This window comes from Carnobacterium sp. CP1 (assembly GCF_001483965.1).
In the GTDB taxonomy this organism is placed as follows: Bacteria; Bacillota; Bacilli; order Lactobacillales; family Carnobacteriaceae; genus Carnobacterium_A; species Carnobacterium_A antarcticum.
The window spans coordinates 2,066,818-2,092,701 of record NZ_CP010796.1 but is presented as its reverse complement, the minus strand read 5'-3'; the positions used below and the strand labels follow the sequence as shown (position 1 = coordinate 2,092,701).

At 39.8% G+C, this 25,884-nt stretch carries 23 protein-coding genes; 4 read left to right on the top strand and 19 right to left on the bottom strand.

All coding sequences use genetic code 11. The features are described from left to right. Positions 1 to 81 precede the first annotated feature (81 nt). From alr to NY10_RS09765, 18 genes are all read right to left on the bottom strand, one after another. On the bottom strand, positions 82 to 1,200 hold the full coding sequence (gene alr / locus NY10_RS09850; RefSeq protein WP_058919795.1) for an alanine racemase: 1,119 nt from the start codon (positions 1,198 to 1,200) through the stop codon (positions 82 to 84). 30 nt (positions 1,201 to 1,230) lie between these two features. Further along, the gene (gene acpS / locus NY10_RS09845; RefSeq protein WP_058919794.1) at positions 1,231 to 1,584 is read right to left on the bottom strand and encodes a holo-ACP synthase; all 354 of its coding nucleotides are present in this window, start codon (positions 1,582 to 1,584) and stop codon (positions 1,231 to 1,233) included. A gap of 423 nt (positions 1,585 to 2,007) precedes the next feature. After that, positions 2,008 to 3,570 (bottom strand): degradosome RNA helicase CshA, encoded by a 1,563-nt coding sequence (gene cshA / locus NY10_RS09840; protein ID WP_058919793.1) that lies wholly within the window; start codon positions 3,568 to 3,570, stop codon positions 2,008 to 2,010. 470 nt (positions 3,571 to 4,040) lie between these two features. Next, positions 4,041 to 4,751, bottom strand: coding sequence for a Bax inhibitor-1/YccA family protein (locus NY10_RS09835; protein ID WP_231726731.1), 711 nt, complete (start codon positions 4,749 to 4,751; stop codon positions 4,041 to 4,043). 101 nt (positions 4,752 to 4,852) lie between these two features. Then, the gene (locus NY10_RS09830) at positions 4,853 to 6,229 is read right to left on the bottom strand and encodes a UDP-N-acetylmuramoyl-tripeptide--D-alanyl-D-alanine ligase (RefSeq protein ID WP_058919792.1); all 1,377 of its coding nucleotides are present in this window, start codon (positions 6,227 to 6,229) and stop codon (positions 4,853 to 4,855) included. 108 nt (positions 6,230 to 6,337) lie between these two features. After that, positions 6,338 to 7,435, bottom strand: coding sequence for a D-alanine--D-alanine ligase (locus tag NY10_RS09825; RefSeq protein ID WP_058919791.1), 1,098 nt, complete (start codon positions 7,433 to 7,435; stop codon positions 6,338 to 6,340). 247 nt (positions 7,436 to 7,682) lie between these two features. Next, positions 7,683 to 8,450, bottom strand: coding sequence for a hypothetical protein (locus tag NY10_RS09820; RefSeq protein WP_058919790.1), 768 nt, complete (start codon positions 8,448 to 8,450; stop codon positions 7,683 to 7,685). Positions 8,451 to 8,588: 138 nt separating this feature from the next. Then, complete coding sequence (htpX, locus tag NY10_RS09815; RefSeq protein WP_058919789.1) at positions 8,589 to 9,479, bottom strand: zinc metalloprotease HtpX; 891 nt, start codon at positions 9,477 to 9,479, stop codon at positions 8,589 to 8,591. 129 nt (positions 9,480 to 9,608) lie between these two features. Further along, a complete protein-coding gene (locus NY10_RS09810) occupies positions 9,609 to 10,163 on the bottom strand; it encodes a LemA family protein (protein WP_058919788.1) in 555 nt (184 codons plus the stop codon). Between the two features lie 131 nt (positions 10,164 to 10,294). Beyond that, a complete protein-coding gene (locus NY10_RS09805) occupies positions 10,295 to 10,564 on the bottom strand; it encodes a type B 50S ribosomal protein L31 (protein WP_058919787.1) in 270 nt (89 codons plus the stop codon). A 134-nt stretch (positions 10,565 to 10,698) separates the two neighbouring features. Next, complete coding sequence (gene rho / locus NY10_RS09800; protein WP_058919786.1) at positions 10,699 to 11,994, bottom strand: transcription termination factor Rho; 1,296 nt, start codon at positions 11,992 to 11,994, stop codon at positions 10,699 to 10,701. 11 nt (positions 11,995 to 12,005) lie between these two features. Beyond that, positions 12,006 to 13,280 carry a UDP-N-acetylglucosamine 1-carboxyvinyltransferase gene (gene murA, locus NY10_RS09795; protein ID WP_058919785.1) on the bottom strand — a complete coding sequence of 425 codons (1,275 nt, stop codon included), beginning with the start codon at positions 13,278 to 13,280 and terminating at the stop codon, positions 12,006 to 12,008. A 614-nt stretch (positions 13,281 to 13,894) separates the two neighbouring features. Further along, a complete protein-coding gene (fba, locus tag NY10_RS09790) occupies positions 13,895 to 14,752 on the bottom strand; it encodes a class II fructose-1,6-bisphosphate aldolase (protein ID WP_058919784.1) in 858 nt (285 codons plus the stop codon). A 146-nt stretch (positions 14,753 to 14,898) separates the two neighbouring features. Then, the gene (gene pyrG, locus NY10_RS09785) at positions 14,899 to 16,497 is read right to left on the bottom strand and encodes a CTP synthase (protein ID WP_058919783.1); all 1,599 of its coding nucleotides are present in this window, start codon (positions 16,495 to 16,497) and stop codon (positions 14,899 to 14,901) included. A gap of 217 nt (positions 16,498 to 16,714) precedes the next feature. Continuing rightward, positions 16,715 to 17,323 carry a DNA-directed RNA polymerase subunit delta gene (rpoE, locus tag NY10_RS09780; RefSeq protein WP_058919782.1) on the bottom strand — a complete coding sequence of 203 codons (609 nt, stop codon included), beginning with the start codon at positions 17,321 to 17,323 and terminating at the stop codon, positions 16,715 to 16,717. A gap of 44 nt (positions 17,324 to 17,367) precedes the next feature. Then, positions 17,368 to 17,805, bottom strand: a complete 438-nt coding sequence (locus NY10_RS09775; protein WP_231726730.1) for a YwiB family protein — start codon at positions 17,803 to 17,805, stop codon at positions 17,368 to 17,370. Positions 17,806 to 17,921: 116 nt separating this feature from the next. Further along, on the bottom strand, positions 17,922 to 18,902 hold the full coding sequence (locus NY10_RS09770; RefSeq protein WP_058919780.1) for an alpha-ketoacid dehydrogenase subunit beta: 981 nt from the start codon (positions 18,900 to 18,902) through the stop codon (positions 17,922 to 17,924). Between the two features lie 10 nt (positions 18,903 to 18,912). Beyond that, positions 18,913 to 19,899 (bottom strand): thiamine pyrophosphate-dependent dehydrogenase E1 component subunit alpha, encoded by a 987-nt coding sequence (locus tag NY10_RS09765; protein WP_058919779.1) that lies wholly within the window; start codon positions 19,897 to 19,899, stop codon positions 18,913 to 18,915. 201 nt (positions 19,900 to 20,100) lie between these two features. Here NY10_RS09765 and NY10_RS09760 point away from each other — a divergent pair, with 201 nt between their 5' ends. Genes NY10_RS09760 through yidA form a run of 3 tightly spaced genes read left to right on the top strand, consistent with a single transcriptional unit; the run spans position 20,101 to position 23,177 of the window. Next, positions 20,101 to 20,973 (top strand): lipoate--protein ligase family protein, encoded by an 873-nt coding sequence (locus NY10_RS09760; RefSeq protein WP_058919778.1) that lies wholly within the window; start codon positions 20,101 to 20,103, stop codon positions 20,971 to 20,973. After that, entirely contained in the window at positions 20,973 to 22,355 is a 1,383-nt protein-coding gene (locus NY10_RS09755) for an HD domain-containing protein (RefSeq protein ID WP_058919777.1), read from the top strand. Before NY10_RS09760 ends, NY10_RS09755 begins: the two co-directional genes overlap by 1 nt. Before the next feature lie 6 nt (positions 22,356 to 22,361). Continuing rightward, positions 22,362 to 23,177, top strand: coding sequence for a sugar-phosphatase (gene yidA, locus NY10_RS09750; RefSeq protein WP_058919776.1), 816 nt, complete (start codon positions 22,362 to 22,364; stop codon positions 23,175 to 23,177). A gap of 64 nt (positions 23,178 to 23,241) precedes the next feature. Here yidA and thmT read toward each other — a convergent pair whose 3' ends face one another. Continuing rightward, positions 23,242 to 23,421, bottom strand: a complete 180-nt coding sequence (thmT, locus tag NY10_RS09745) for a 2-hydroxymuconate tautomerase (protein WP_058919775.1) — start codon at positions 23,419 to 23,421, stop codon at positions 23,242 to 23,244. A 272-nt stretch (positions 23,422 to 23,693) separates the two neighbouring features. Between thmT and asnB the strand changes: the two genes are divergently transcribed. Next, positions 23,694 to 25,604 (top strand): asparagine synthase (glutamine-hydrolyzing), encoded by a 1,911-nt coding sequence (asnB, locus tag NY10_RS09740; RefSeq protein ID WP_058919774.1) that lies wholly within the window; start codon positions 23,694 to 23,696, stop codon positions 25,602 to 25,604. Positions 25,605 to 25,884: the final 280 nt, after the last annotated feature.

Here is a 25,884-nt window from a genome sequence, read left to right as displayed (position 1 = left end):
CGACTTTGGAACCTTCTAAAGAGAGTTCTCATAAAAGTTGATTTTTCTGCCATAGTTTGTTCGAAGATAGCGAACAAATGATTAAATATACTTCCTTGGAATACGGGTGGTTAAACCACATGTAACTTCATAGTGAATGGTATGTAAATAATCCGCAATTTCCTGCATTGAAATAGTTTCGTTTTGACTTTGGCCGACTAAAACCACTTCTGTTTTTTCTGCAACTTCATAAGGCAAACGAATCATGCATTGATCCATACAAACTCGCCCAACTATTTCACATCGGTGCCCTTCAACCAATACGTCGTGCCCTTGTAAATCTCTACGCCAACCGTCACCATAACCAATCGGAATCGTCCCAATCCATTCTCCTTCATGTGCGCGATAAGTTGCGCCGTAACCAATCGTTTCACCTTCTTGCATTTGCTTGATGTGACTAATTTCGCTGCTGATTCTCATAACAGGTTTCAAAGGGTAAGGTTCTGGCAACAGACTTCCAGATGGGTTTAAACCATACATCGCGATACCGAAGCGAATCAGGTTCGAGGAGCATCCTTTATGCCATAATGCTGTCGCACTATTAGCGGTGTGTACGAAAGGTGGTTTTTGATGCAGGTTGCTGATTAAAACGTTGAATTTTTCCATTTGCTGATTGAAATGCGATTCATCTCTACTATCTGCTTTAGCAAAATGGGTAAAGATGCCTTCAAAATAGAGGCTTTCATTTGCTTCAAACCATTTTTCGACAGCTTGAACTTCATCGGCAGTCTTAAATCCGATTCGTCCCATTCCAGTATCTAAAGCAACATGCACAGCTAGCTTTTCCGTTCTGTTACTCTTCTTCAAAATAGCTTGAGCTTGATCAAGCCATTTGATACTGCTTACAGCAACGCTAAGTTTATTCGAAGCCATCAATTCCGTGTAAGCTACGTCCACCAACCCCAATATTAAAATAGGTTCAGTAAAACCAGCTTTCCTTAATTCTAATGCTTCATCTAAAATAGCGACACAAAATCCTGTTGCTCCAGCTTCTCTTGCTGCCTTTGCAACTTCAACGGCTCCATGTCCGTAGCCGTCTGCTTTAACCACTGCATATAAAGCAGTGCCTTTATCCATCCACTGAATCTCCTGTTGAATATTGGAAATGATGGCCTGCGTATCAATATAAGCAATGGTTTTTCGGTGTATTCCTACGACCACTTCTAAACAACTCCCTCCTTCAAAACCTTTTTAGTTTGTTTCTAAGATTACTTGGGCAGCAGCAATCGCATCTGTATGCGTGATTGAAAGAAACACATTCCCATCGAACGGACTTTTCGTCACAATGGGTTTGCCTTTTGCATTTGGCAGTATTTCCAAATCATGAAAACCTAACTTGCCGATGCCCGTTCCATAAGCTTTTGAGAATGCTTCTTTCGCAGCATAACGTCCTGCTAAGAACTCAACTTGACGGGTTCCTTTTAATTTTTCAAAAATATCTCTCTCAGCTGAAGTCAATACTCGTGCAGCAAATGTCGCTCTTTTTAAAAAGGCATGTTCGATACGCTGAATTTCAGTTATATCTAAACCTATCCCTACAATCATCTTGAATCCCTCTTTTTATGTAACGTATTTAAACTTGTTGAACTCCACTATGTATAATGTAACGATTGTATCTTAATCAGATACATGAGCTTATATTAGCAGATTATGAGATACTTGTCACTTAATAATACCCATCTTGTCCCTAGTATTTTTTACTGCATTTAGTTTAAGATAATAAAAAAGGGAGTGAGACAAAAAGCGTTTAGACCCGAATCTTCTACTTCGCATACCGTATCCCTAAGCAGCTAAAGCTGCAAGGGCTAAGGAAACTGGAACGAATAAGCGCAGTATGGTCACAGACCATCGAGCATTATTCGTGAAGTCGACGTCGGATCTGCTTTTTGGAACACGTTCTAGAATAAATATTTGGATATGCAAAAGAGGTTGGGACTTTTGTCCCAACCTCTTTTATCTTTTTTCGGTTTAGTCTTTGCTACGGATAGTAAAGTTACGTTCTCCGCCGCCTTGACGACGATCAGAAGAAGGTTTACTACGACGGCTATCGCCACCGGTTCCGCGTTTTTTGTCAGCATTGTAGCTTCCGCCACCACGACGTTCAGCTGGTTTGCCACTGCTGTTGCGGTTACCGCCACGGTATCCGCCGCTCTTGCCTTTAGCAGGTCCACGTGATGAAGAACCGCTGCGACCTTTAGCTCCGCCACCACGACCAGGTAATGGGCGTTCAGGGGTGATTTTAACTGGAACTTCGCTTGGGTCTTTAGAAACACTCTTCAAGAAAGCTGCAGCTAAATCTTCAGCTGTATACGTTTCTAACAATTGAGCAGCTGCTTTAGCGTAACGGTCTAATCCATTAGCGTCAACAATTTTGCCAACGGCATCGATTGTTGCTTGGATTTGTCCTTCAAAAGCTTCCGCATTTGTCGGTGGACGTAGAGCAGTCATTTTTTTCTTCGTCAAGTCTTCAATCACACGCAAGTAACCCATTTCGTTTGGTGTAATGAATGTTACAGAAACTCCTTCGTTCCCTGCACGGCCAGTACGGCCAATACGGTGAACGTAGCTTTCTGGATCTTGAGGAATATCATAGTTGTAAACGTGAGTCACACCTGAAATATCTAATCCACGTGCTGCTACGTCTGTTGCTACTAAGATATCTAGTTTACCTGATTTAAATGCTTTCAAGACACTCATACGTTTTTGTTGAGAAAGGTCACCATGGATTCCTTCAGCACGGTAGCCGCGCATTTCTAATCCTTTAGCTAATTCATCAACACGACGTTTAGTACGACCAAAGACGATCGTCAATTCTGGAGCTTGAACATCTAATAGACGTGTCATGATGTCGAATTTTTCGAAGTCTTTACAACGAACGAAGAATTGTTCGATCAAGCTGTCAGACATTGAAGTAGCTTTGATACTAACGTGTTCAGGGTCTTTCATGAAACGTACACCAATCCGTTTGATTTGGCTTGGCATAGTTGCTGAGAACAACAATGTTTGACGTTCTGCTGGAACTTCATGAATGATTGTTTCGATATCATCAATGAATCCCATATTCAGCATTTCATCTGCTTCATCTAATACTAGTGTTTCTACATGGTTTAATTTCAATGTTTTACGTTTGATATGGTCCAATAGACGACCTGGAGTTCCAACAACAATATGCGGTTGGTCTTTCAAAGCACGAATCTGACGGCTAATATCTGCTCCACCGTAAACTACTTGAACGCGAATTTTTTTATCGCGGCTCAAACGGAATAGTTCTTCTTGTGTTTGGATTGCTAATTCACGTGTTGGTGCAATAACTAATCCTTGAACTGCACGGTTGGTAACATCAATTTTTTGTAACATTGGCAAACCGAATGCTGCTGTTTTACCTGTACCTGTTTGTGCCTGCCCGATAACATCTTTGCCTGCCAATGCCAATGGAATAGTTTGTTCTTGAATCGGAGTTGCTTCCTCAAATCCTAAACGTTCCACTGATTGTAGCAATTCTGGTATTAATCCTAATTCTGAAAATTTCAATATATTTCCTCCCAATTTTAGAAAACCTTAAAGAGAGATTTTTGCGAAATACAGGTACCATCATTGCTTCACATCAGATGCACCTGTTGCTTGTCACTCCATATAAAAACCTAGTGCCCATTCATAATGAATGTTTCACCTGATTTCTCATTTCATATCAAAAGCTTGGATTATTTCCCAAGCTCCTCTGCTTATCTATTTTCACAAAACCCTCATTGGTTTTATCTTTTAATTAAATCTTTCGTTTAATCTAAACAATCTTACCACGTCTATACAGGTTTATCAAACAAATTGCTTATTAGATTTGATGAACACGTTTCCTTTTCTAAATATCGTTCCGATGTGGTTTCCGGTTGCGCTTTCTCGTCCTTCGCCCTCATCACCTTCACAGAATAGACGTCTCAAAAGCAAAAAGCCTCCATTCTAATTTAATTAGAGTGAAGGCTTTTTCTAGTTATTTTAAACAGCTCTTAGCTTCGTCTGTCTCCAAAAATACGCAACAAGCTGATGAAAATGTTAATGAAATCTAAATACAAGTTAAGTGCTCCAGTGATAGCCACCGCACCTAACGGTTGTTGTCCGCCAAAACGGATATAGATTTGTTTTAATTTATGAGTGTCGTAAGCTGTGAAACCAATAAAGATAAAGACTGTAATGATCGACAAGACAAAATCAGCAGGACCGCTGTGCAAGAACAAGCCATTCACAACCATAGCGATGATCAGACCGATCAAAGCTCCTCTTAATTGCCCTCCGAACGACGACATATCGCGCTTTGTAAAAAAGCCAACTAGGCTCATTCCAGCAAATGTACCCGCAGTCATTAAGAATGCTGATCCAATACTGCCTAATTCGTAGATTAAAAAAATACTGGCCAGAGTAACGCCATTCAATAATGCAAAGGCTATGAAGCCGACCAAAGATGCACCGGCTGATTTCAACTTCGCACCATTAGACGCCAATTTCATGACTAAAAACAATTCGGCTATAAATAAACCGATCATTCCAAACGGACTGCCGTAAACTAAATTGAGCATAAACGTACTTTGAGCAGTATAGAAGGCCGTGATTCCTGAAATAGCTAACCCTAAAGTCATATAGCCATAAACGGAAGCGAAAAATTTGGCCATCGTATCTTCATTGACATGATCATTGGTTACATCTCTTCGTTGAACGTTCAAATTTGTTTTCCTCCTTCGACTGAATTATTAACACTAGTATAGCAAATTTTCTTATTCGCTAACTCCGTCTTAAGTCGGATTCTTTCTCGCGAACCCTTTGGTTAAACTTTAAGTTCTTGAACCACCGTTAACAAATCCGTTCCTAAACTGGATTTTATCAAAATATGGTCTTTTGGCTGAATCAATTGTTTCAACTGATGAATCATCGGTTCTTTATCCCCTGTAAAGTAATGAAGGTGTCCTTCAGCAAATTTGCCTAACAACGCTGCATACAATACATGCATTTCGTTGCCGTATAAAAATACCTGATCAATACTCTCTGCCGACAGCACCTCTTCGATGCTTTTATGCAGCTCTCGTGACTGTTGGCCCAGTTCCAGCATATCCCCTAAAACCACAATCTTTCGGCCTGTATTCGGCAAAGCACTAAAATTAGTTAAAACCAGTTTCATTGCTGTCGGATTCGCATTGTATGCATCGTTCAAAATCATGCTCTCGTGAATTCCAGTCAACCATTCTGTTCGATTTTTCGTCAATTGGAACACAGACAGTTTTGGCGCAGCCTGTTCAATAGAAATGCCTAATACCAGACCAGCAGATAATGCCGCTAAAGCATTCGTCACATTGTACGTTCCCAGAACAGGCAATGTAATAGAAAGATCAGGTTCTGCATTCGTTGTGAAAGTTGTTTCTGTCATCTGTGCATCAATGGTCAAAGGATACAAATCATTTTTTTCAGTTGTCCCAAATGTTTTGAGTTGTTCTTTAACCAGTGAATGGACGCGTTCTTCCAATAAGGGTTCTTCTCCAGGATAAATCAAAACACCATCTGGCTTTAAGCCCGAAATGATTTCCATTTTAGCATCTGCAATGCCGGCACGCGAACCCAAATATTCGATATGAGACTCTCCAATCATCGTGATGATGGCAATGTCCGGCTCAGCCAAGTCGGACAACACTCTAATCTCATCCGCATGGTTCATGCCCATTTCTAAAATAATAACTTCTGTATCTTCGGGCATTTCCAAGATGGTCATCGGCAAACCGATATGGTTGTTAAAGTTCCCTTGGGTCTTGTGCACTCGGTATGCACTGGAAACAACCGCTTCAGTCATGTCTTTAGTTGTTGTTTTTCCATTACTGCCAGTAATACCGATTACTTTCGGATGGATTTTTTTCAAATAATAGCTGGCTAATGCCTGCAGGGCTTTTAATGTATCTTCCACTTGAATGACCGGGATCTCAGTGGGAGCTTCGTCTAAAGGCCGACTCCAAAAAGCAGCTTTTGCTCCATTTTCAATCGCTTTTTCAATAAAGGCATGGCCGTCATTATCCCCTATCAATGGAACAAACAATGAACCGCTGAATAATTTCCGAGTATCAAAACCAACTGCAGAAATTTCCACATCAGCCCATTTATCTGTCGCATTTTGCGCACCGACTGCTGATGCAATTTCTCTTACTGTTAAAGAAAACATCTTCGTTCCTCCGTCTATAACGTAATTTTTTGTGTATAAATGAAAAAAAGGGCTGAGGCAGATGTCTCAGGTCCTTCTTTATTGTGCTTTTTTGATTAAAGGGTTCTCTTATACCCGGTCTGTTTGCTCAAAAGCAAGAGATTCATTGAATCGTTTTAGTGCCAATTGGATCAACTCTTCAACTAAATCACCATAGTTCAAACCGGTATTTTGCCATAACAAAGGATACATACTAAATTGAGTAAACCCTGGCATGGTATTTACTTCATTAATAAAAATCTCGTCATTCGATGTTAAAAAGAAATCACAACGACTTAAGCCGCTTCCGTCGATTGCTTGAAAAGCACGCACTGAATAATCGCGAAGCTGACTTTTTACTTCTTCAGATACATGCGCTGGAATTTGGAGAGTCACATCGTTATTGATATACTTTGCATCAAAATCGTAAAAATCAATTTCTTTAACGAGCTCACCTGGTACGGACGTATGGATATCGTCATTTCCTAAAACAGCTACTTCTATTTCACGAGCTTCAATCCCTTGCTCAACCACCACTCGACGGTCGTAGCGCAAAGCCAATTCAATAGCTGCTTTCAATTCTTCACGATTTTCTGTTTTGCTGATGCCGACACTCGAACCAAGATTCGCAGGTTTTACGTACATCGGGTAAATCAATGAGCCTTCGCATCTTTTAAAGACTTCAGGAGCATCGGTCAACCACTCATTTTTGCGAATCGGAACGTAAGGAACTTGAGGCAATCCGGCTAATTGAAACAACTGTTTGCTGATGATTTTATCCATACCGCAAGCACTAGCCAGTACCCCTGCTCCAACATAAGGCATTCCAATGACTTCAAATAAGCCTTGAACAGTACCATCTTCGCCATTTGGACCATGCAATACCGGGAATATAACCGCATTGTCTTCTTTTAATTCTGAGGGACGGATAGCGTTACCTGTGGAAATTTCGCCCTCTTTAACAGCAAAGCTGCGGTTATCAGCTGCAGACAAACGCAATGCTTCAGAAAATGGGACAGTGTCTGCTTGTTTGATCGTTGCTCCCCTGATCCACTCGCCGTCTTTTGTAATATAAATGGGTTCAACTTCATAATAATTATAATATACTTCTTTTATAATGGAGAAAGCAGTTAATATCGAAATATCATGTTCTGCACTCTTTCCTCCATAGATCAGAAAGATTTTCATCTAGTTTGTCCTCCGAGTTGTAACTTATAGGTTCTTTTATTTAACCTAGAGTTCTTTTGAATTCAAAAGTTATTGTATCATATTTTTTTCGATAAAAGTAGCAGGTCTTTTAGATAATGTTCCAGCTGATTTTTACAGATCCCTTCACTAAGGAGTGTTGCGGATCAACAGTCATTTTGCTTTTTTACTATATAAAAATAAAATCAAATAAAAAAAGCCTAGAAACACTTAGTTTCTATAGCCTTTTTTATCTTAATAACGGTTCTAAAACGTCTTCCTCTTTAAGAAACCAATTTTTTTCATGATTATCGTAGCAAACGGTACCCATCAAATCTTTTTCTGAAAATGTATGCTCTACATCTCTCAATCGATCTTCAACTAAGAAGATGGGAATTTCGCAGACCGTATCTTGGTGCTGCATTTGCTTAAATGAGAACAAAGCACCTTCCCTAAGATAAGGAACCAACTCTCGAACTAATTCAATCGGAATGGGTTCGATCGTTTGACTCTTTTGAAAGAATTTTTTCTTCTCATTGATTTTCATTTCTAATGACCTCGTTAAGCTGTCGCCTAAAAAGCCATAAAATTGTTCCAAATAACGAAAATAAATTTTCCTGATGTCATCTGGCATGGTCAAGTAAATGAAATTGTTTTGCAATTTATAATAGAACGGAGAATGCAAATGCGTATAGGCATGAGCAATGTACAAAAGCTCGGATATTTCTACGGGCGTTAATTGTCTCAACAGTTCCATATTTTCAAAATCGATCCATTTGATCGACCCATCGGCCGTTTGCAGATTTTCTTTGAAATAAGCAGCAACATTTTCTGTTCCGCGGATTATCCGAAAGCCAGTATGGGCATCTAATTCCCCTACGCCTTTTGGGGCATTCAGTAACAGAATATTTTTAGGCATTTTTTTAATGATTTTAGCATAATTCACTAATGTAACACCTTTACTCAAGACAGAGTTGGTTACACTATCTAAATGAACATAAATATATTCTGAAGCCACGAGACCCTTCCCCCTTATTTCATACTACTTTATAGTATACTATGAAATCTCCAATTTATCTGTATCAATTAGGTGATATTAAGATTACAAAGACAAGGGTGGAAGCGTTCTATTACGACAGTTCGGTAACAAATGTTCTTACATTGCCTGCAAACGTTCAATCCGGGCTTCAATCGGAGGATGTGTCGCCAATAAAGAATTGCTTTTTTTCTTTTTAAAAGGGTTCTCAATATACAATGCTGCACTTGTAGGGTCTGCTTGCTGCATTGGCGGGCTGTCAGAAATCTTGGTCAATGCCGAAATCAACCCTTGTGGATTACGGGTCAATTCCACAGCAGAAGCATCTGCCAAGTATTCTCTGTTCCGCGATAGCGCCATCTGTACCATGGCAGCAGCAAGCGGTGCTAGAATAATAAACGCCAGCGAAATCAGCATCATGATCGCTCCTCCATTATTATTGTTATTGTTTTTTCGGCGTCCGCCTCCTCCAAACCACAACATCCGGGTTCCAATATTGGCCAGCAACGCGATTACTGCTGCTAAAGCTAGTGCAATCGTCGATAAACGGATATCGTAGTTGCGGATATGTGAAATTTCATGAGCGATAACTCCTTCTAATTCTTCCCGATTCAAGCGCTCCATAATACCTGTCGTAACTGCAACTGCTGCTTTGTCTGGCGAATTTCCCGAAGCAAAAGCATTCGGACTAGGGTCGTTGATAACATAAATTTTAGGCATAGGAACTCTGCCGATCAGCGCCATTTCTTCCACTACGTTCCATAAAAGCGGGTATTGGTCTTTATGTGTGATTTCTTTCCCTTTGTTCAGTCCCATGACTACTTTAGTAGAATTAGCAATCATTAGCCCCATATAAATCAGGGCGATCACTGCCGCTAAAATAATACCGCTCAGAGCATTGCTGAAATTCAAGTAACCGACAGCACCGCCAAGAGCCAATACCAAAATAAAAAAACCAATGATCAAAAATACTGTTTTTCGCTTATTTTGTTCGATTTGCTGAAATAACATCCGCTTCTCACCTGCTCTCATTTTTATATTAGGCACAAAAATCATTAAAAACCCTTACCATTCCGAAGAAGGGCTTTCCTTCTCCTTCCTCAGCAAGGGTTTTTTCGATTCACATTCTCATTAGTAACTTTAAAAAGAAACTTTAGGCACCGCTTTTTCTTCATTCGGCGTTTCCAACATTGCTTCTTCTTTAAATCCATGAATGCCTGCTATTAAATTGCTTGGAAAAGCTTGTAATTTAATATTGTACGTTGCTACACTTGAATTATACAATTGACGGGCATAAGAAATCTTATTCTCCGTTGAAGTCAGTTCTTCCTGCAATTGAATAAAGTTTTGATTTGCTTTCAAGTCAGGGTAGCTTTCACTGAGCGCAAAAATCGTTTTCAAAGAGTCCGTTAATTGATTTGAGACCTGCATTTGTTCTTCACGGTTTTCAGCAGGAATTTGAGTCAATTGATTTCTCATTTGAATGACTTTAGCGAGCGTTTCTTGTTCATGTTTGGCGTATCCTTTAACAGTCTCAACTAAATTCGGAATCAAATCATTGCGCCGCTTCAACTGAACGTCAATTTGACTCCATGCTTCTCTGACCCACATTCTGGTTTTAACTAAATTATTGTATAATCCAACGTATGCGAGTACTAATGCAATAATAATGACCAGGGCAATAATCCAACTCATACTAGCTCACACCTCTCCGATTCTTTTACTCATCGTACCAAAGAAAGGGGTAAAAAGCACGTCATATGACGTGCTGCGATAAAATAAAACCAACAAAAAAAGTCCTGGATCTCCAGAACTTTTTTGAAAAATTAGTTTTCTTCTGTTGCGTTTGCATCTGCCAAACCGTATTTTTTGTTGAAACGGTCGACACGTCCATCGGCTTGGGTAAATTTTTGACGCCCAGTGTAGAATGGATGTGAATCAGATGTAATTTCGACACGGATCAATGGGTATGTGTTACCATCTTCCCATTCAACAGTTTCGCTTGAATGTTTAGTAGAACCAGACAAGAATTTGAAACCTGTTGTAGTATCCATGAAAACAACTTGCTTATATTCTGGATGAATTGCTTGTTTCATGTGCTTTCGCTCCTTTGCCCTGATACATTTGCTGAACCAGAGTTTTTTTTATTTTTTAGACAACAGTAGAATATTAACATAATGAACTTGTTAATGCAATATTTTCTTGCTTTTATTCTCTAATTGTTTGGTTTTTATCTGCGCGCATTACGCGTATTTTTAGTTTGGGTAAAGGCTTTTTCTGAAAAACTATTGAAAAACGCTTGATTGTTATCAGAATTACGCAATATTTTGATGAATTGATCCGTGAATTCTAAGGCATCGCCGACCATTGCATGTCGCAATTTCCAAATTTCTTCTAAGCGGTTGCCCGGCAATAACAATTCTTCTTTTCGCGTACCTGATTTTTTGATATCAATAGCAGGAAAAATTCGGCGTTCAGCTAATTCTCTTGACAAGTGCAGCTCTGAATTCCCGGTTCCTTTAAACTCTTCATAAATAATGTCATCCATCCGGCTGCCGGTATCAACTAAAGCTGTAGCTAATATCGTCAAACTGCCGCCTTCTTCAATATTCCGTGCAGCACCGAAGAATCGTTTAGGACGATGCAAAGCCGCTGGATCGATCCCCCCACTTAATGTCCGGCCGCTAGCAGGGACCACTAAGTTATAGGCACGAGCTAATCGAGTAAGACTGTCCATCAAAATAATCACATCGCGTTTGTCTTCTACTAAACGCATCGCTCTTTCTAAAACCAATTCAGTGACCCGTACGTGATTTTGCGGTTGCTGATCAAATGTTGAAGAAACAACTTCGCCTTTTACGCTGCGTTCAATATCCGTCACTTCTTCTGGACGCTCATCGATCAACAAGACGATCAATTCAGCTTCCGGATGATTTTCAGCAATACCGTTTGCGATTTCTTTTAATAGCGTGGTTTTACCAGCTTTAGGCGGAGCAACGATCAACCCACGTTGTCCGAATCCAACAGGAGCCACAATGTCGATCATTCGATTAGAAATCTTCATTTTTTCAGTTTCTAACACCATTTGGCGGTCTGGATAAAGCGGAGTCAATGCCGGAAAATGCGACCGTTCTTTTGCTTCTTCCGGAGCTTTTCCATTTACTTTACTGACGTGCATTAAACCATAATACCGTTCAGATGGTTTGGGCGGTCTGGCTTTACCAGAAACTTTATCGCCGTTTCTCAAACCAAATCGTTTGATTTGTGAAGCAGAAATGTAAATATCTTCTTTACTAGCCGTATAGTTGATCGGACGCAAAAAACCGAAGTCTTGTTGGGCCATGATATCTAAAACGCCTTCTGCCATAAAAAATCCTTGCTTTTCTTCTTGTGCCCGAATCACAGCTAACGATAATTCTTTTTTATTCATTTGGCTGTAATAAGGAATTTTCAATTCTTTGGCGTAGTTGTATATTTCTTTTAAAGTCTTCTCTTCTAATTGCTCTAGGGTTAGTATTTCGCTCATTTTTTTAGCTCCTATATATCGTCATCAGCTTCTATCATTTTGATGTCGGCGCCTAATGCAGTTAGTTTCTCAACAATATGATCATAACCTCGCAAAATGTTCTCAACACCTGTGATCGTTGTAGTGCCTTCTGCCATCAAACCGGCTATCACCAGACAAGCTCCTGCTCTCAAGTCACTGGCTTCAACTTCTACACCTTTTAATTTACTTGGGCCTTCTAATAAAATCAGGTCTCCTTCTACTCTTGCTTTCGCTCCCATTCTGACTAATTCAGGAATGTGTTTCACACGTTTAGCATAAATCGTATCTAAAATAGAAGATTCTCCTACCGCTTTTAACATCAATGGTGTTAACGGTTGTTGCAGATCCGTTGCAAACCCAGGATATGGCAGTGTTTTAACATCCACTGGTTTTAAAGGAGACTGCGCTTCTTTTACACGAACACTGTCTTCTCCGATTTCCATTGGAACGCCCATTTCTTCCATTTTCGCTAACGGACCTTCAAGGTGTTCCACGATCACGTTTTGCACTAAAATATCGGATCCTGCAGCTCCAGCTAACGCTAAGTAAGTACCTGCTTCGATTCTATCCGGAATAACGGTATGGCGACAACCATGCAGCTCTTCAACGCCTTCAATACGAAGAATATCCGTTCCTGCTCCTCGTATTTTTGCACCCATATTGTTCAACAATGTAGCAACGTCGATAATTTCTGGCTCACGTGCAGCATTTTCAATAATGGTTTTTCCCTTGGCCTTAACAGCAGCCAACAACACATTGATGGTTGCTCCAATGGAAACGACGTCCAAATAAATTCGAGTGCCGACCAAGCCTTCTTCAGGTGTTCTTAAATACATTGCACCCAATTCATTTTCAACCGTTGCTCCTAAAGCACGAAAGCCTTTCAAATGCTGGTCTATGGGACGCGGCCCTAAAAAGCAGCCACCAGGCAGCCCGACAACTCCTTGTCCATATTTGGTTAATAACGCACCCATAAAATAATAAGATGCCCGCAAACTTTGGATCTTTCCACTTGGCATTGGAATAGAAACCATTTCGGTTGGATCAATAACTAATGTCGACCCATCAAAATCCGTTTTAACGTTCATCACATTTAAAATCTCAATTAACGAGTGCACATCTTGTATATCTGGCACGCCTTCCAATGTCACTGGAGAATCCGCTAAAATGGAAGCTGGAATTAATGCAACTGCACTATTTTTAGCTCCAGTAATCGTTACGTTACCTGATAATTTTTTGCCTCCGTTAATAATTAATTTTTTCATTTAATACCCTCACTTCATTAAATTAGCAGTCCATCTGGGTTTTTATAATACATAAAACAACCTGACAAACCGCCTTATCTTTAAAATAATAAATCGTTGCCTTATTCTACTTTTTATTTTTTCATACAGTAATTATACAATAATGGGAAAAACATGCCATGTATTAGAATCTATGTCCGTTCCAGCTGCTTTTTCTATTGACTCTTTCAATTTTAAAAAAACTTAAAAAACTTCCTATTAAGCAATCAGAGGAAGAACTTAGGTACATTTGCGCTAGTGAGATTGAAAAATCAGTGAATCCAGAAAATACAAACACCTTGTAAAAAGAACTGGACAGATTGAAATAGAAGATACGAGGAAGCAAGATAACCAGCATAAAATGCGATTTAGGTGAGAGCCATTAAAATAATTTTATTTTTCGTATAAGTATACGTATTAACATATCTGGTTTATATTACTATACTTTAGCCTAACATACAATCCTTATCTATCCCCTCTCATTTAAGTTAACTTTAGATGAGAATACAATGATAAAAAATATAAGAGTCTCAAGAATGAGGTTATCCCTTCACTCTTTAGACTCTTATTTATTCTTGCACAAAATTTAACTATTCTTATGCTTTATTTGAAGAACCAAAACGTTGCATTGTTTCTTTAACTTTTTCAACGATTTTTTCTTTACCAGGAGCGATAACTTTACGAGGATCATAAACTTTATCGTCTGAGTTTAATTTTTCACGAACAGCTGCTGTCCAAACTTGTTGTAATTCAGTGTTCACATTGATTTTAGAATGTCCGTTTTCAATTGCTTTTTTAATTTGGAATTCAGGAATTCCAGATCCACCGTGTAAAACAAGTGGTGCATTTGTCAACTCAGAAATTTCTTTCATTTCGTCAAATCCTAAAACAGGTTCGCCTTCGTAGTCTCCGTGAACAGAACCTAAAGCTGCAGCTAGTGCATCAACGTTCGCTTCTTTGACCATACGTAAACATTCTTGAGCATCAGCGTATGAAACTCCGCCGGTAACACCGTCTTCAGTTCCTCCAACAGTTCCAACTTCTGCTTCAACAGAAGCGCCTTTTGAATGAGCGTATTCTACGACTTTTTTAGTTGCAGAAATGTTTTCATCAATCGGGTATGCTGAATTATCGATCATTACAGAAGAAAATCCTGCATCAATTGCTTCTTTACAGTTATCATATGAAGAACCATGGTCTAAGTGTAAAGCAACAGGAACAGTGATGTTCATTGTTTCCATTAATGCTTCTGTCATTGCAGCAACAACTTTTGTACCACCCATGTATTTTGCTGCGCCTTCAGAAACACCTAAAATAACTGGTGATTTTTCTGCTTCTGCAGCTTCAAGTACAGCTTGTGTCCACTCAAGGTTGTTGATGTTGAATTGCCCAACAGCATATTTACCTTCTAAAGCTTTATTTAACATATCCGTCATACTAACTAAACGACTCATATATATTTTCCTCCTTAAGGAAAAGAATTTGGTTGCCAAGATGATTCTTGACCAACATTTTTATTATACCAAACAAAGTCAAGAATTTCTACTCATAACTGATGATTGTTATAGGAACTATCGATCGTTTTACCCAGCAATTCTTTTTATTTTCCCAATGCTGCTGTTACAAAACCTAAAAATAGTTTTTGCGGGCGATTTGGACGTGAAAGAAATTCTGGATGAAATTGACAAGCTACGTAAAACGGGTGGTCTGACAACTCAACGATCTCAACTAAACGGTTATCAGGTGAAACGCCTGAGAAGACTAAACCTTTCTCTTCCAATAAAGGACGGTACTCGTTGTTGAATTCATAACGGTGACGGTGGCGCTCTTGAACGACTTCTTCATTATCATACCATTTCGCCGCAACTGTCCCAGCTTTCAAGTGACATGGATAAAGACCCAAGCGCAATGTTCCGCCTAAATCGATTACGCCTTTTTGATCGTTCATCAAATCAATGATATTGTATGGCGTTTCTGGATTTGTTTCAGTTGAATGAGCTCCCTCTAAACCAGCTACATTTCGAGCATATTCGACACAAGCCAGTTGCATGCCGAGACAAATACCTAAGAACGGTACGTTATTTTCACGGGCGTACTGAATAGCAACGATTTTGCCTTCCAAACCACGGTCCCCAAATCCGCCCGGAACTAAGATTCCATCAGCATCTTTCAGTTTACTGACAACAGTATCAGCCGTCACTTCGTCAGCATTGACCCAATCTATTTCAATCTCTGAATCAATTGCGTAACCAGCATGATTCAAGGATTCAACCACTGACAAATAAGCATCTGGCAATTCAACATATTTTCCAACTAATGCAATTTTAGTTTTTTTCGATAAATTTAAAACTTTTTCTTCTAATTTGATCCATTCAGTCATATCAGCCTTTGGTGCTTCAATTTTTAAGTGATCGCAAACGATTTGGTCCATATTTTGTTTTTGCAGGTTCAATGGAATGGAATAAAGTGTATCCACATCAAGGGATTCAATGACGGCTTCAGGTTCAACATCACAAAAAGAAGCCAGTTTATCTTTTAGCCCTTGCGGTACAGGTCTTTCAGTCCGGATAACCAATACGTTAGGTTGAATCCCTAAACTGCGTAATTCTTTAACACTGTGTTGCGTAGGTTTAGTTTTCATTTCCCCAGCTGCACCAAGATAAGGAATCAAGGTTGTATGAATGTACATCACATTGTCTGCACCCATATCGCTTTTCATTTGACGTAAAGCTTCTAAGAAAGGCAAGGATTCGATGTCCCCGACAGTTCCTCCAACTTCAGTAATGATGATGTCTGCATCTGTTGTTTGAGCGGCACGCATGATTTTCTCTTTGATTTCATTGGTAATGTGCGGAATCACTTGAACAGTAGCTCCTAAGTATTCGCCTTTACGCTCTTTACGAATAACTTCAGAATAAACTTTTCCGGTTGTTACATTCGAATATTGATTTAAGTTGATATCAATAAACCGTTCATAGTGACCCAAATCCAAATCTGTTTCTGCTCCGTCATCGGTCACAAAAACTTCTCCATGTTGATAAGGACTCATTGTTCCTGGATCAACGTTGATATAAGGATCAAATTTTTGAATCGTCACTTTCAGTCCGCGGTTTTTCAATAACCTTCCCAAAGAAGCTGCCGCAATGCCTTTTCCAATCGAAGAAACTACCCCGCCTGTTACAAAAATATACTTTGTCATTCTACCAAACTCCTTCTATTCGATTTGGGTGGTAAAACAAAAAAATAAAGCTCCCTATTCAACTAAGAATAGGGAGCTAAATAAATACCTTTTAGTCCTTGTCCCTTAAAAAAAATTTTAAGGGAGCCCAATAAAAATGATACAGCCTTAGCTTACCATCGTCAAGGACTTTGTATTATTTTTTGATTGCTTATCTAAAACACAGGTTTCATACTTATTAGTGAGTGCTTAAATTAAAATCGTCATCGTCATCGCCAGGTTCTTCATCCTCGTCAACGACCGTCAAATCGCCTTCTACACCATCCGGCAATTCATCTTCTGCATCTTCATCTGCACCAATTTCAGTTAAATCTTTTTTGTATTTTCCAAGGTCTTCTTTGTCTTCATGCTCAATTACAACGCCATCACTGTCAACGAGAAGTTCTTCTTCTTCCTCTTCTTCATCGTCTTCTGGATCGTCGTTGCTGTAATCAATTTCATCTTCGCTCGAAACAAATGCACTAACTTTTTTACGTTTTTTACGACGTGGAGTTTCATCTTCGTTTCCTTGAGTGACTTCTTCATCAATAAAATCAACTGGATACCATGAGCGTAATCCCCAACGGTTTTCTCCAAGCGAAATAAAGCTGCCGTCAATATTTAAATCTGTATAAAATTGAGGCGTTTCACGTTGCACTACTTCCGCGCTAAGTCCTAGAAACTCTTTGATTTGTTTAAGCAATGTTGCAAATTCTACTACTTCTCCATTTTGTTCTAAAATGGCATGAGCTACTTCAATCAATGATAATTCATTTCTATTTTGTCCATTAAATCTTTCAAATTCCACGAAAGCCACGTCCTTTCAACAGTCTACTCTCTATCATACAATATTTAGACAGTAAAAAGCAATTGTAATTTGTATTCTCCTAATTTTTCTTGTCCTAAATACAAATCATATTCCAGCTGTAATCTTCCAGAAAAAGGTTGTTCTGTATAGCTGATTTGCAATTGGCGGGTGACAGTCTCCATTACGATCAATCCTTGCGGGGTTTGATAGTGTGTTTCATAACGTTCTCCTTTATCAAAACGCAGACGAGTTGTTGTTTCGCCACGGCGAATGATGGTGACGACGCCAGCTGCATCTAATTTAACGGTCACTGGAATCTCCACATTGTCATACGTTTCTTGGTAGCGAACATAATATGCACCATTCATTTGAACCACTTTACCTGTTTCATCAAATACATAATTTTCTGTTGCTCGACCTTGCAAAATAATCATTTCCATTTGTATTCTAGCCGGCATGCCTTTGCTTAAATCTGTTTCCACTATTGACAGTCCCTTCATTGACTTCTCGCCTATTTCCGGCGAATGCACTTCTTTTTATTTTTCATTTGTTTAGTGCTAGTTTAGCACATTTTATCTATTTTTCAGTTTTTTTTCGCTTAGCGATCCATCAAGTGGCGAACAGCTGCCAAAATATCTTCTAGCTGCGGGATAGCATGATACTCCAATTCTTTTTGGTAAGGCATCGGAATAGCTTTCCCTCCTAAACGTTGAATCGGTTTTCGCAAAGCATAAAAAGCTTCACTTTCTGCTACTAGGCTTGCAACCTCGCCGCCAAATCCGCTGCGCTTAACTGCTTCATGGACAATCAACAAGCGTCCAGTTTTTTGAACAGACTGGATAATCGTTTTGGTATCCAACGGAACCAGTGTACGTGGATCGATCACCTCAAGCGAAATGCCTTCTGCTGCTAATTGTTCGGCGGCAGCTAAGCTTTTTTCGACCATGATGCCCGTGGCAACGACTGTAACATGAGTACCTAAGCGTTTGATATCAGCCACTCCTAAAGGAATAACATATTTTCCGGCTGGCACCGTGCCCTTTGTTTTGTAACTTAGCTTATGCTCGTAAAACATGACTGGGTTATTGTCTTCAATGGCAGCATGCAACAGCCCTTTAGCATCATAAGCAGTCGATGGTTGCACCACTTTCAACCCCGGGATATGCGCTGTCCAGTTTTCTAAACTTTGTGAATGCTGAGCCGCATGTCCAGTCCCTGAACCGCCGGCTGTTCGCATCACAAGCGGAACCGTCGCTTTGCCGCCATACATATAATGGATTTTGGCCGCTTGATTGACGAGCTGATCCATTGCAATCGTAATAAAATCTGAAAATTGTATTTCAATGATCGGACGCAGTCCTGTCATTGCCGAACCTACTGCAGCTCCAGCTAAAGCGCTCTCTGAGATCGGCGTATTGCGAATCCTTTCTGCACCATATTTTTCGATCAATCCTTTTGTCGCACCAAAACCACCGCCATAAAGGCCGATATCTTCCCCCATCAAAAAGACACGGTCGTCTTCAGCCAATGCTTCATCCAACGCTTCATTGATCGCTGCTAAATACGTTATCTCGCGCATGCTATTCCTCCTAATCGGCATATACATTTGTTTCTAGATCCGCCAATGTGGCATCTTCCATTTTTTCAGCTGTTGCTATTGCCTGCTGGACTTTTTGATAGGCTGCTTTTTGCCATTTAGCCAAATCTGCAGGAGTCGCCAAATCTGCTGCTAATAATTGTTGTTCTGCCAGTAAAATCGGATCTTTTTCGTACCACTCCGCTTCTTCCTGCGCACTGCGGTATTCCCGCTTGTCTGATTTTGAATGACCTCTAAACCGATAAGTCAACGCCTCGATCAAGGTGGGCCCGCCGCCTTTCCGTGCTTTTTCAATGGCCGCGGCTGTTGCATCGATAACTTCCAGCCAATTATTGCCGTCGATCGTTTTCCCTTCAAAACCATAACTTTCAGCTCGTTTGGATAATTCCGGAATATTGACCATCTGTTCAATAGAACTGCTCATTCCATACTGATTGTTTTCAATAAAGAAGATAACCGGCAATTGCCAAATAGAAGCTAAATTCAACGCTTCATGAAAACTTCCTTCATTAGTAGATCCGTCACCAGTGTAACAAATAACGACATCTTCAGTTTTAGTCATTTGAGCAGTCAAAGCTGCACCTACAGCAATCGGATATCCGCCGCCAACGATTCCATTGGAACCTAAGTTGCCCGTTGCACTGTCGGCGATATGCATGCTGCCGCCTTTCCCGTGGTTGGTTCCGCCTTTTTTACCAAACAATTCTGCCATCATAGCTGCCATATCGGTTCCTTTAGCAATCGTATTGCCATGACCGCGGTGAGTCGTAGTGATGTAATCAGTTGGTTTTAATAAATACCCGCTTCCAGCTGCGGTAGCTTCTTGCCCAATCGACAAATGGGTCGTGCCATGAATTTTCCCAGCAGCGAATAATTCTTCCACTTGCTCATCAAAATAGCGGATCTCCCACATCATCCGGTACAGATTTGAGAAATCTTTCATCGTTAGATTGGCTTGATTTGGCAAGGTTTGTATCATCTCAATCGCCTCTTTTTCTTCCTCTTTCTTTATGTTCTTTAATTGTACCCAGTATAGCCTTATCGATACAAACGGGTCAATGAATCTTGATAACTCTCATTATTTTCTTGCTAAATGCTCGGTTTCATAGGAGTCTATCCTAAAATTTGTTATAATAAGATGAATGAACAGATTTGAACTTTAAATAAAGGAAGTAAACCTATGCCTGAAATTGAAAAAACTGACTTTTTGACCAACCACTCTTATTTACTATTTGATGCGGCAACGATGCCGTTCAATAACCAGCCAGTAGCCCATTTCGCTTTGGCAGACAGCTTGATGACGTACATTGGAAAAAACCAGCAGCAAGCAGCTCTTCATTTTTGGCCAACGAGCGATTTGGTGATTTTGGGTATGATGGATACAAAATTGCCCTACTTCAGGGATGCTTTAGCTAGCCTCAAAGCCAATGATCAGCATTACATTGTGCGTAATTCAGGCGGTTTAGCGGTTGTCGGAGACGAAGGCGTCTTGAACTTTTCTTTGATTTTTCCCGAAGATCCTGAAAACAAGATCAGCATCGATGAAGGCTACGAATTTATGTTGCGTTTGATTCGCGAGGCCTTTGGGGCTTATGCTAAAACGATTGAAGCTTATGAGATTCCAGATTCTTATTGCCCTGGCGATTTCGATCTGAGCATTGATGGCAAAAAATTTGCGGGAATTGCTCAACGCCGCTTGAAAAACGGGGTCGCTGTCATGATTTACTTGAGCGTCAACGGCAACCAGCAAAAACGCGCTCAAATGCTGCATGACTTTTATGCTGCTGGATTAAAAGGCGAAACGGTCAAATGGCACTTCCCAACGATCGATCCTGCGGTAATGGGAACGTTGGAAGAACTATTAGGTGTTTCCCTAACTGTTGCAGATGTGGAGGAAAAGATCCTTCAAGCCTTGCAAAAAAACCATTGTACGATTCAAAACGGCAACTATACACCCGATATTCTAGCCTCTTATGAAGAAGCCAAGCAAAAAATGATTCGACGCAATGTCCAAATGCTGCAAGATGACTTAGAAAAGGAGCTGTTAGACTGATGCCTAGATACGATGCAAATCAACAATTGCCTATGGAACAGGTTTTCCGTGACCCCGTTCACGATTACATTCATGTCCAACATCAAGTGATTTTAGATTTGATTGATTCAAGAGAATTTCAACGGCTGCGTCGTATCAAACAACTGGGAACGTCTTCTTTTACATTCCATGGTGCGGAGCATTCCCGCTTCACTCACTCGTTGGGCGTTTATGAAATCACTCGACGGATCTGTGATAAATTCGCTCGTAATTATGCCACAAAAGTTCCTGGCGACGGCGGTTGGGACGATTCGGAACGTTTAGTCGTTTTATGTGCTGCTTTGCTGCACGATATTGGACACGGCCCTTACTCGCATACATTCGAACGTATTTTCCAGACTGACCATGAAGCCATCACGGTAGAAATCATCACGTCTCCTACAACGGAAGTCCACCAAATCTTAGCTAAAGTCGCTCTTGACTTTCCCGGAAAAGTTGCCAGCGTGATTCAAAAAACCTACTCAAACCCGCAAGTCGTGCAGCTGATTTCCAGCCAAATCGATGCTGATCGAATGGATTACCTGCTGCGTGATGCTTACTTTACCGGCGTAAACTACGGAACGTTTGATTTGACCAGGATCCTGCGCGTGATTCGTCCTTATAAAGACGGCATTGCGTTTCAAATTTCTGGGATGCACGCTGTTGAAGACTACATCGTCAGCCGCTATCAAATGTATATGCAAGTTTATTTCCACCCTGTTTCTCGCAGTATGGAAGTGATTCTCGATCACTTATTGAAACGGGCTAAACGGCTATACGAAGAATCTGATTTGCAAATGAAAAACAAAGCAGACTTATTGGTTCCCTTTTTCGACCAAACATTTACATTGGAAGACTATTTAAAACTAGATGATGGCGTGTTGAGTACGTATTTCACTCTTTGGCGCGATGAACAAGATCCGATTTTAAGCGACTTAGCGACGCGTTTTCTCGATCGTAAACCGTTCAAATCGGTTAATTTCTCGAGTAAATACGATGAGCCCATCTTGCATAAACTGCAAGTTTTGATCCAAGAAGCTGGTTACGACATTGATTACTACACAGCCATTAATAACAGTTACGATTTACCATACGATTTTTACCGTCCGAACCAAATTGCCAACCGGACGCAAATAGAGTTGATGTACCAAGACGGTTCATTCATCGAATTGTCAAAAGTGAGTGAAATCGTTTCTTCGCTTACGGGTAAAGTCCGCGGAGATGAACGGTTTTATTTTCCAAAAGAGTTTTTAAAACCTAAAACGCCTAAAGAAATCACTCTATTCGAACCGATTTACCAAGATTTCAAACGTTACATCAAAAATGATGCAATCATACAACCCACTAACCCATTGGAGGAATAATACTACATGACAATTAAACTAATCGCTATCGATTTAGATGGCACACTACTAACAGATGCAAAAACAATCAGCCCGAAAGTAAAAGCAACCCTTATCAAAGCCAAAGAAAAAGGCATTAAAATCGTTGTTTGTACCGGCCGGCCTTTACCAGGCGTCATCGGCTTCTTGAAAGAATTGAATTTGGAAGAAAAAGGCGACTATGTTATCACTTACAATGGTGCCTTAGTTCAACAAGCTTATGATGGAAAAGCTATCGCTCACCACACGATGACATTTGAAGACTTTTTAGAAGTCGAAGCCATGAGCCGCAAAGTTGGCGTTCACTGCCAAACGATCGATCAAGAAGCTATCTATACGGCGAATAAAGACATCAGCCCTTATACGGTCAGAGAATCTTCGCTGGTGAATATGCCTATCAAATACCGCAGTGTCGAAGAAATGGATCCAAATTTAGAAATCAGCAAAATGATGATGATTGACGAACCTTCCATTTTAGACCGCGGCATTGCTCAATTCCCCGCAGAATTTTATGAAAAATACACCGTTTTAAAAAGCGAAGCATTTTACTTGGAAGTCTTAAATAAATCTGCTAGTAAAGGCCAAGCGTTAAAAGATTTGTCATCTATTTTAGATATCCCTAGAGAACAAATCATGGCGATCGGAGACAATGAGAACGACCGCGATATGCTTGTTTTCGCAGGTATCGGTGTTGCTATGGATAATGCCATCGACAGCATCAAAGACATTAGCGACCACATTACACACTCTAATGAACTAGACGGCGTTGCTACTGCGATCGAAAAACTAGCTTTTAAAGATTAATAGCCTTAGAAAAAACCGCTGAGAAAATAATCTCAGCGGTTTTTTCTAACTTTATTTTTTGCATTTACCCTAGCAGCTCTCCGCCTTTAGCGTAATTGCTTTTTTTCATTTCATTGAGAATGACATGGACACTTTCTTTGGAAGCACCCGTGTTTTTTACTACAGCCTCGGTTACTTCTTTCACTAAATTGGCTTTCTGTTCTGCTGTCCGGCCTTCAACTAATTCGATATGGATAAATGGCATTCTGATTCCTGCTTTCTTTAACGTAAGTATTTTTACTATAGTGTACTACTTTTCAGCCTTACATTCAGTATATTTATACAACCAGCGAATTTTTTACAAATTATAACGCTTAAAAACTTTGTTTATTACTTTTATTACATAAATTTAAAAATTATGTAATTTATGTAACATTCCGAAGTCTAATCGGTTATAATAATAAAAGCAAATTAATTAAACTGGTTTTTTGGATTTACAAATTAAACGTTAGACTAACATTGAAAAGAGGAAATAGAATGTGTGGATTTGTAGGATGCTTATCAAATGATGGAGAAACGTGGTTAGAGGAACAAAAAGCTGTCGTTGAGAAAATGAACAAACAAATTATTCATAGGGGACCAGATGACGAAGGGTACTATTTCGATGATGCCATTGCACTAGGTTTTAGAAGACTTAGCATTATCGATATTGAAAATGGGCACCAGCCTCTCTCTTATGAGGGTGATCGGTACCGAGTTATTTTTAATGGTGAGATTTACAATTACATCGAATTAAGAAATGAACTGATTGAAAAAGGATTCGCTTTTCAAACCGACAGCGATACAGAGGTGATTCTAGCAGCTTATCTATTTTATAAAGAAGAAGTGACTAGTAAGTTAAGAGGAATGTTCGCTTTTGTTATTTGGGATAAGCATGAAAAAACACTTTTTGGAGCACGCGATCAATTTGGAATAAAACCTTTTTATTACGCCGTTGAAAACAACTGTTTATACATAGCTTCAGAGAAAAAATCTATTTTAAGTGTCCTTGATCCTCAACCGCTAAACCAAGCTTCTCTACAGAATTATTTGACTTTCCAATACGTTCCAGGACCAGAAACGATGCATACTGCGATTAAAGCATTAGCTCCTGGGCACTTTATCATAAAAAAAATGAATGAGGATCTGACGATTTCTAAATATTGGCAAGCCGACTTTACTCCTGCAGCCAATTCTGAAGAACACATTACAGCAGAAATAAGAGCTGCCTTATTTGATTCGATCGAAAAACATATGCGTTCAGATGTTCCTGTAGGAGCTTTTTTGTCAGGAGGAATCGACTCTTCCATCGTCGTAGCTATTGCACGTGAATTCAATCCGAAATTAAAAACACTTTCGGTTGGTTTTGAAAGAGAAGGTTACAGCGAAATAAATTTAGCAGAAGAAACCGCTGAAGAGTTAAAAGTAGAAAATTTCAGCTACACGATCACTGCACAGGAATTCATGGATGAATTTCCTCGTTTTGTATGGCATATGGATGATCCTTTAGCAGACCCGGCCGCTGTTCCTCAATTCTTTTTATCAAGATTGGCCCGAAAACATGTAAAGGTTGCTTTGTCTGGCGAAGGTGCTGATGAGTTGTTTGGCGGATATGGCATTTATAATGAGCCAAACTCCTTAAAACTGTTTAAAAACACAGGGAAAATGACGAACCGAGCCCTTAATCGATTGGCTCGGCTGATGCCAGAAGGTGTTAAAGGCAAAAGCTTCCTTATAGGAGGAACGATGGCTTTAGAAGATCGATACGTGGGCAACGCAAAAATTTTTGATGAATTTGAAAAAAAGAAAATCTTAGTAAACTATGATTTGCATTTTCCTTATCAAGCAGTCACAAAACCTTTTTACGAGCAAACCATTAATTATGATCCTATCGATAGAATGCAATTAATTGATATCAATACGTGGTTGAGCGGAGATTTGCTTTTGAATGCAGATCGGACAACGATGGCCTATTCATTGGAATTAAGAACGCCTTTCTTAGACAAAGAAGTATTTGAAGTTGCCCGAAAAATACCGGCAAAACTTCGAATCGCTAACGGAACAACAAAATACATCTTGCGAAAAGCAGTAGAAGGCATTGTTCCAGATAATGTGATTTACCGAAAAAAACTTGGTTTCCCAGTTCCTATCCGCCATTGGTTAAAAGATGAACTGTATGAATGGGCACTTGCCATCATGAAAGAATCTAAAACCGAACACTTATTAGAGAAGCCTTACCTCATCAATTTGCTGGAAAAACATCGAACTGGAAAAATAGATCATTCTCGCAAAATTTGGACAGCTTTAACTTTTATGGTTTGGCACCGCATTTATGTCGAAGAGCCGCAAATGTTTTTAACTGAACCCAAACCTTTGCGTGATAAAATCAAACAGCCATTCCCTAATTAAGTCTTCAGCTGCCTCCTTTTGTAAGGCATTTTGTTAAGGTTTCCTTCTTTTTTGTATATCCTCACGCTTGACAGTAAAAAAACCTGAAATGCCTTTATAACAGTCATTTTAGGTTTTTTTATCGTTCGAAAGTGAGTAAAGGAATTTAAATCTCTATCCACAGGGCACCCAAACCTCTTTTGAGTACCTTAATAAGGTTAAACCTCTATCTTTAAGGTAGGCAAACACATCTTGCGGAACTTAAGGATGCGACAAGCGTAAAGATAAGGCACGCAAACTT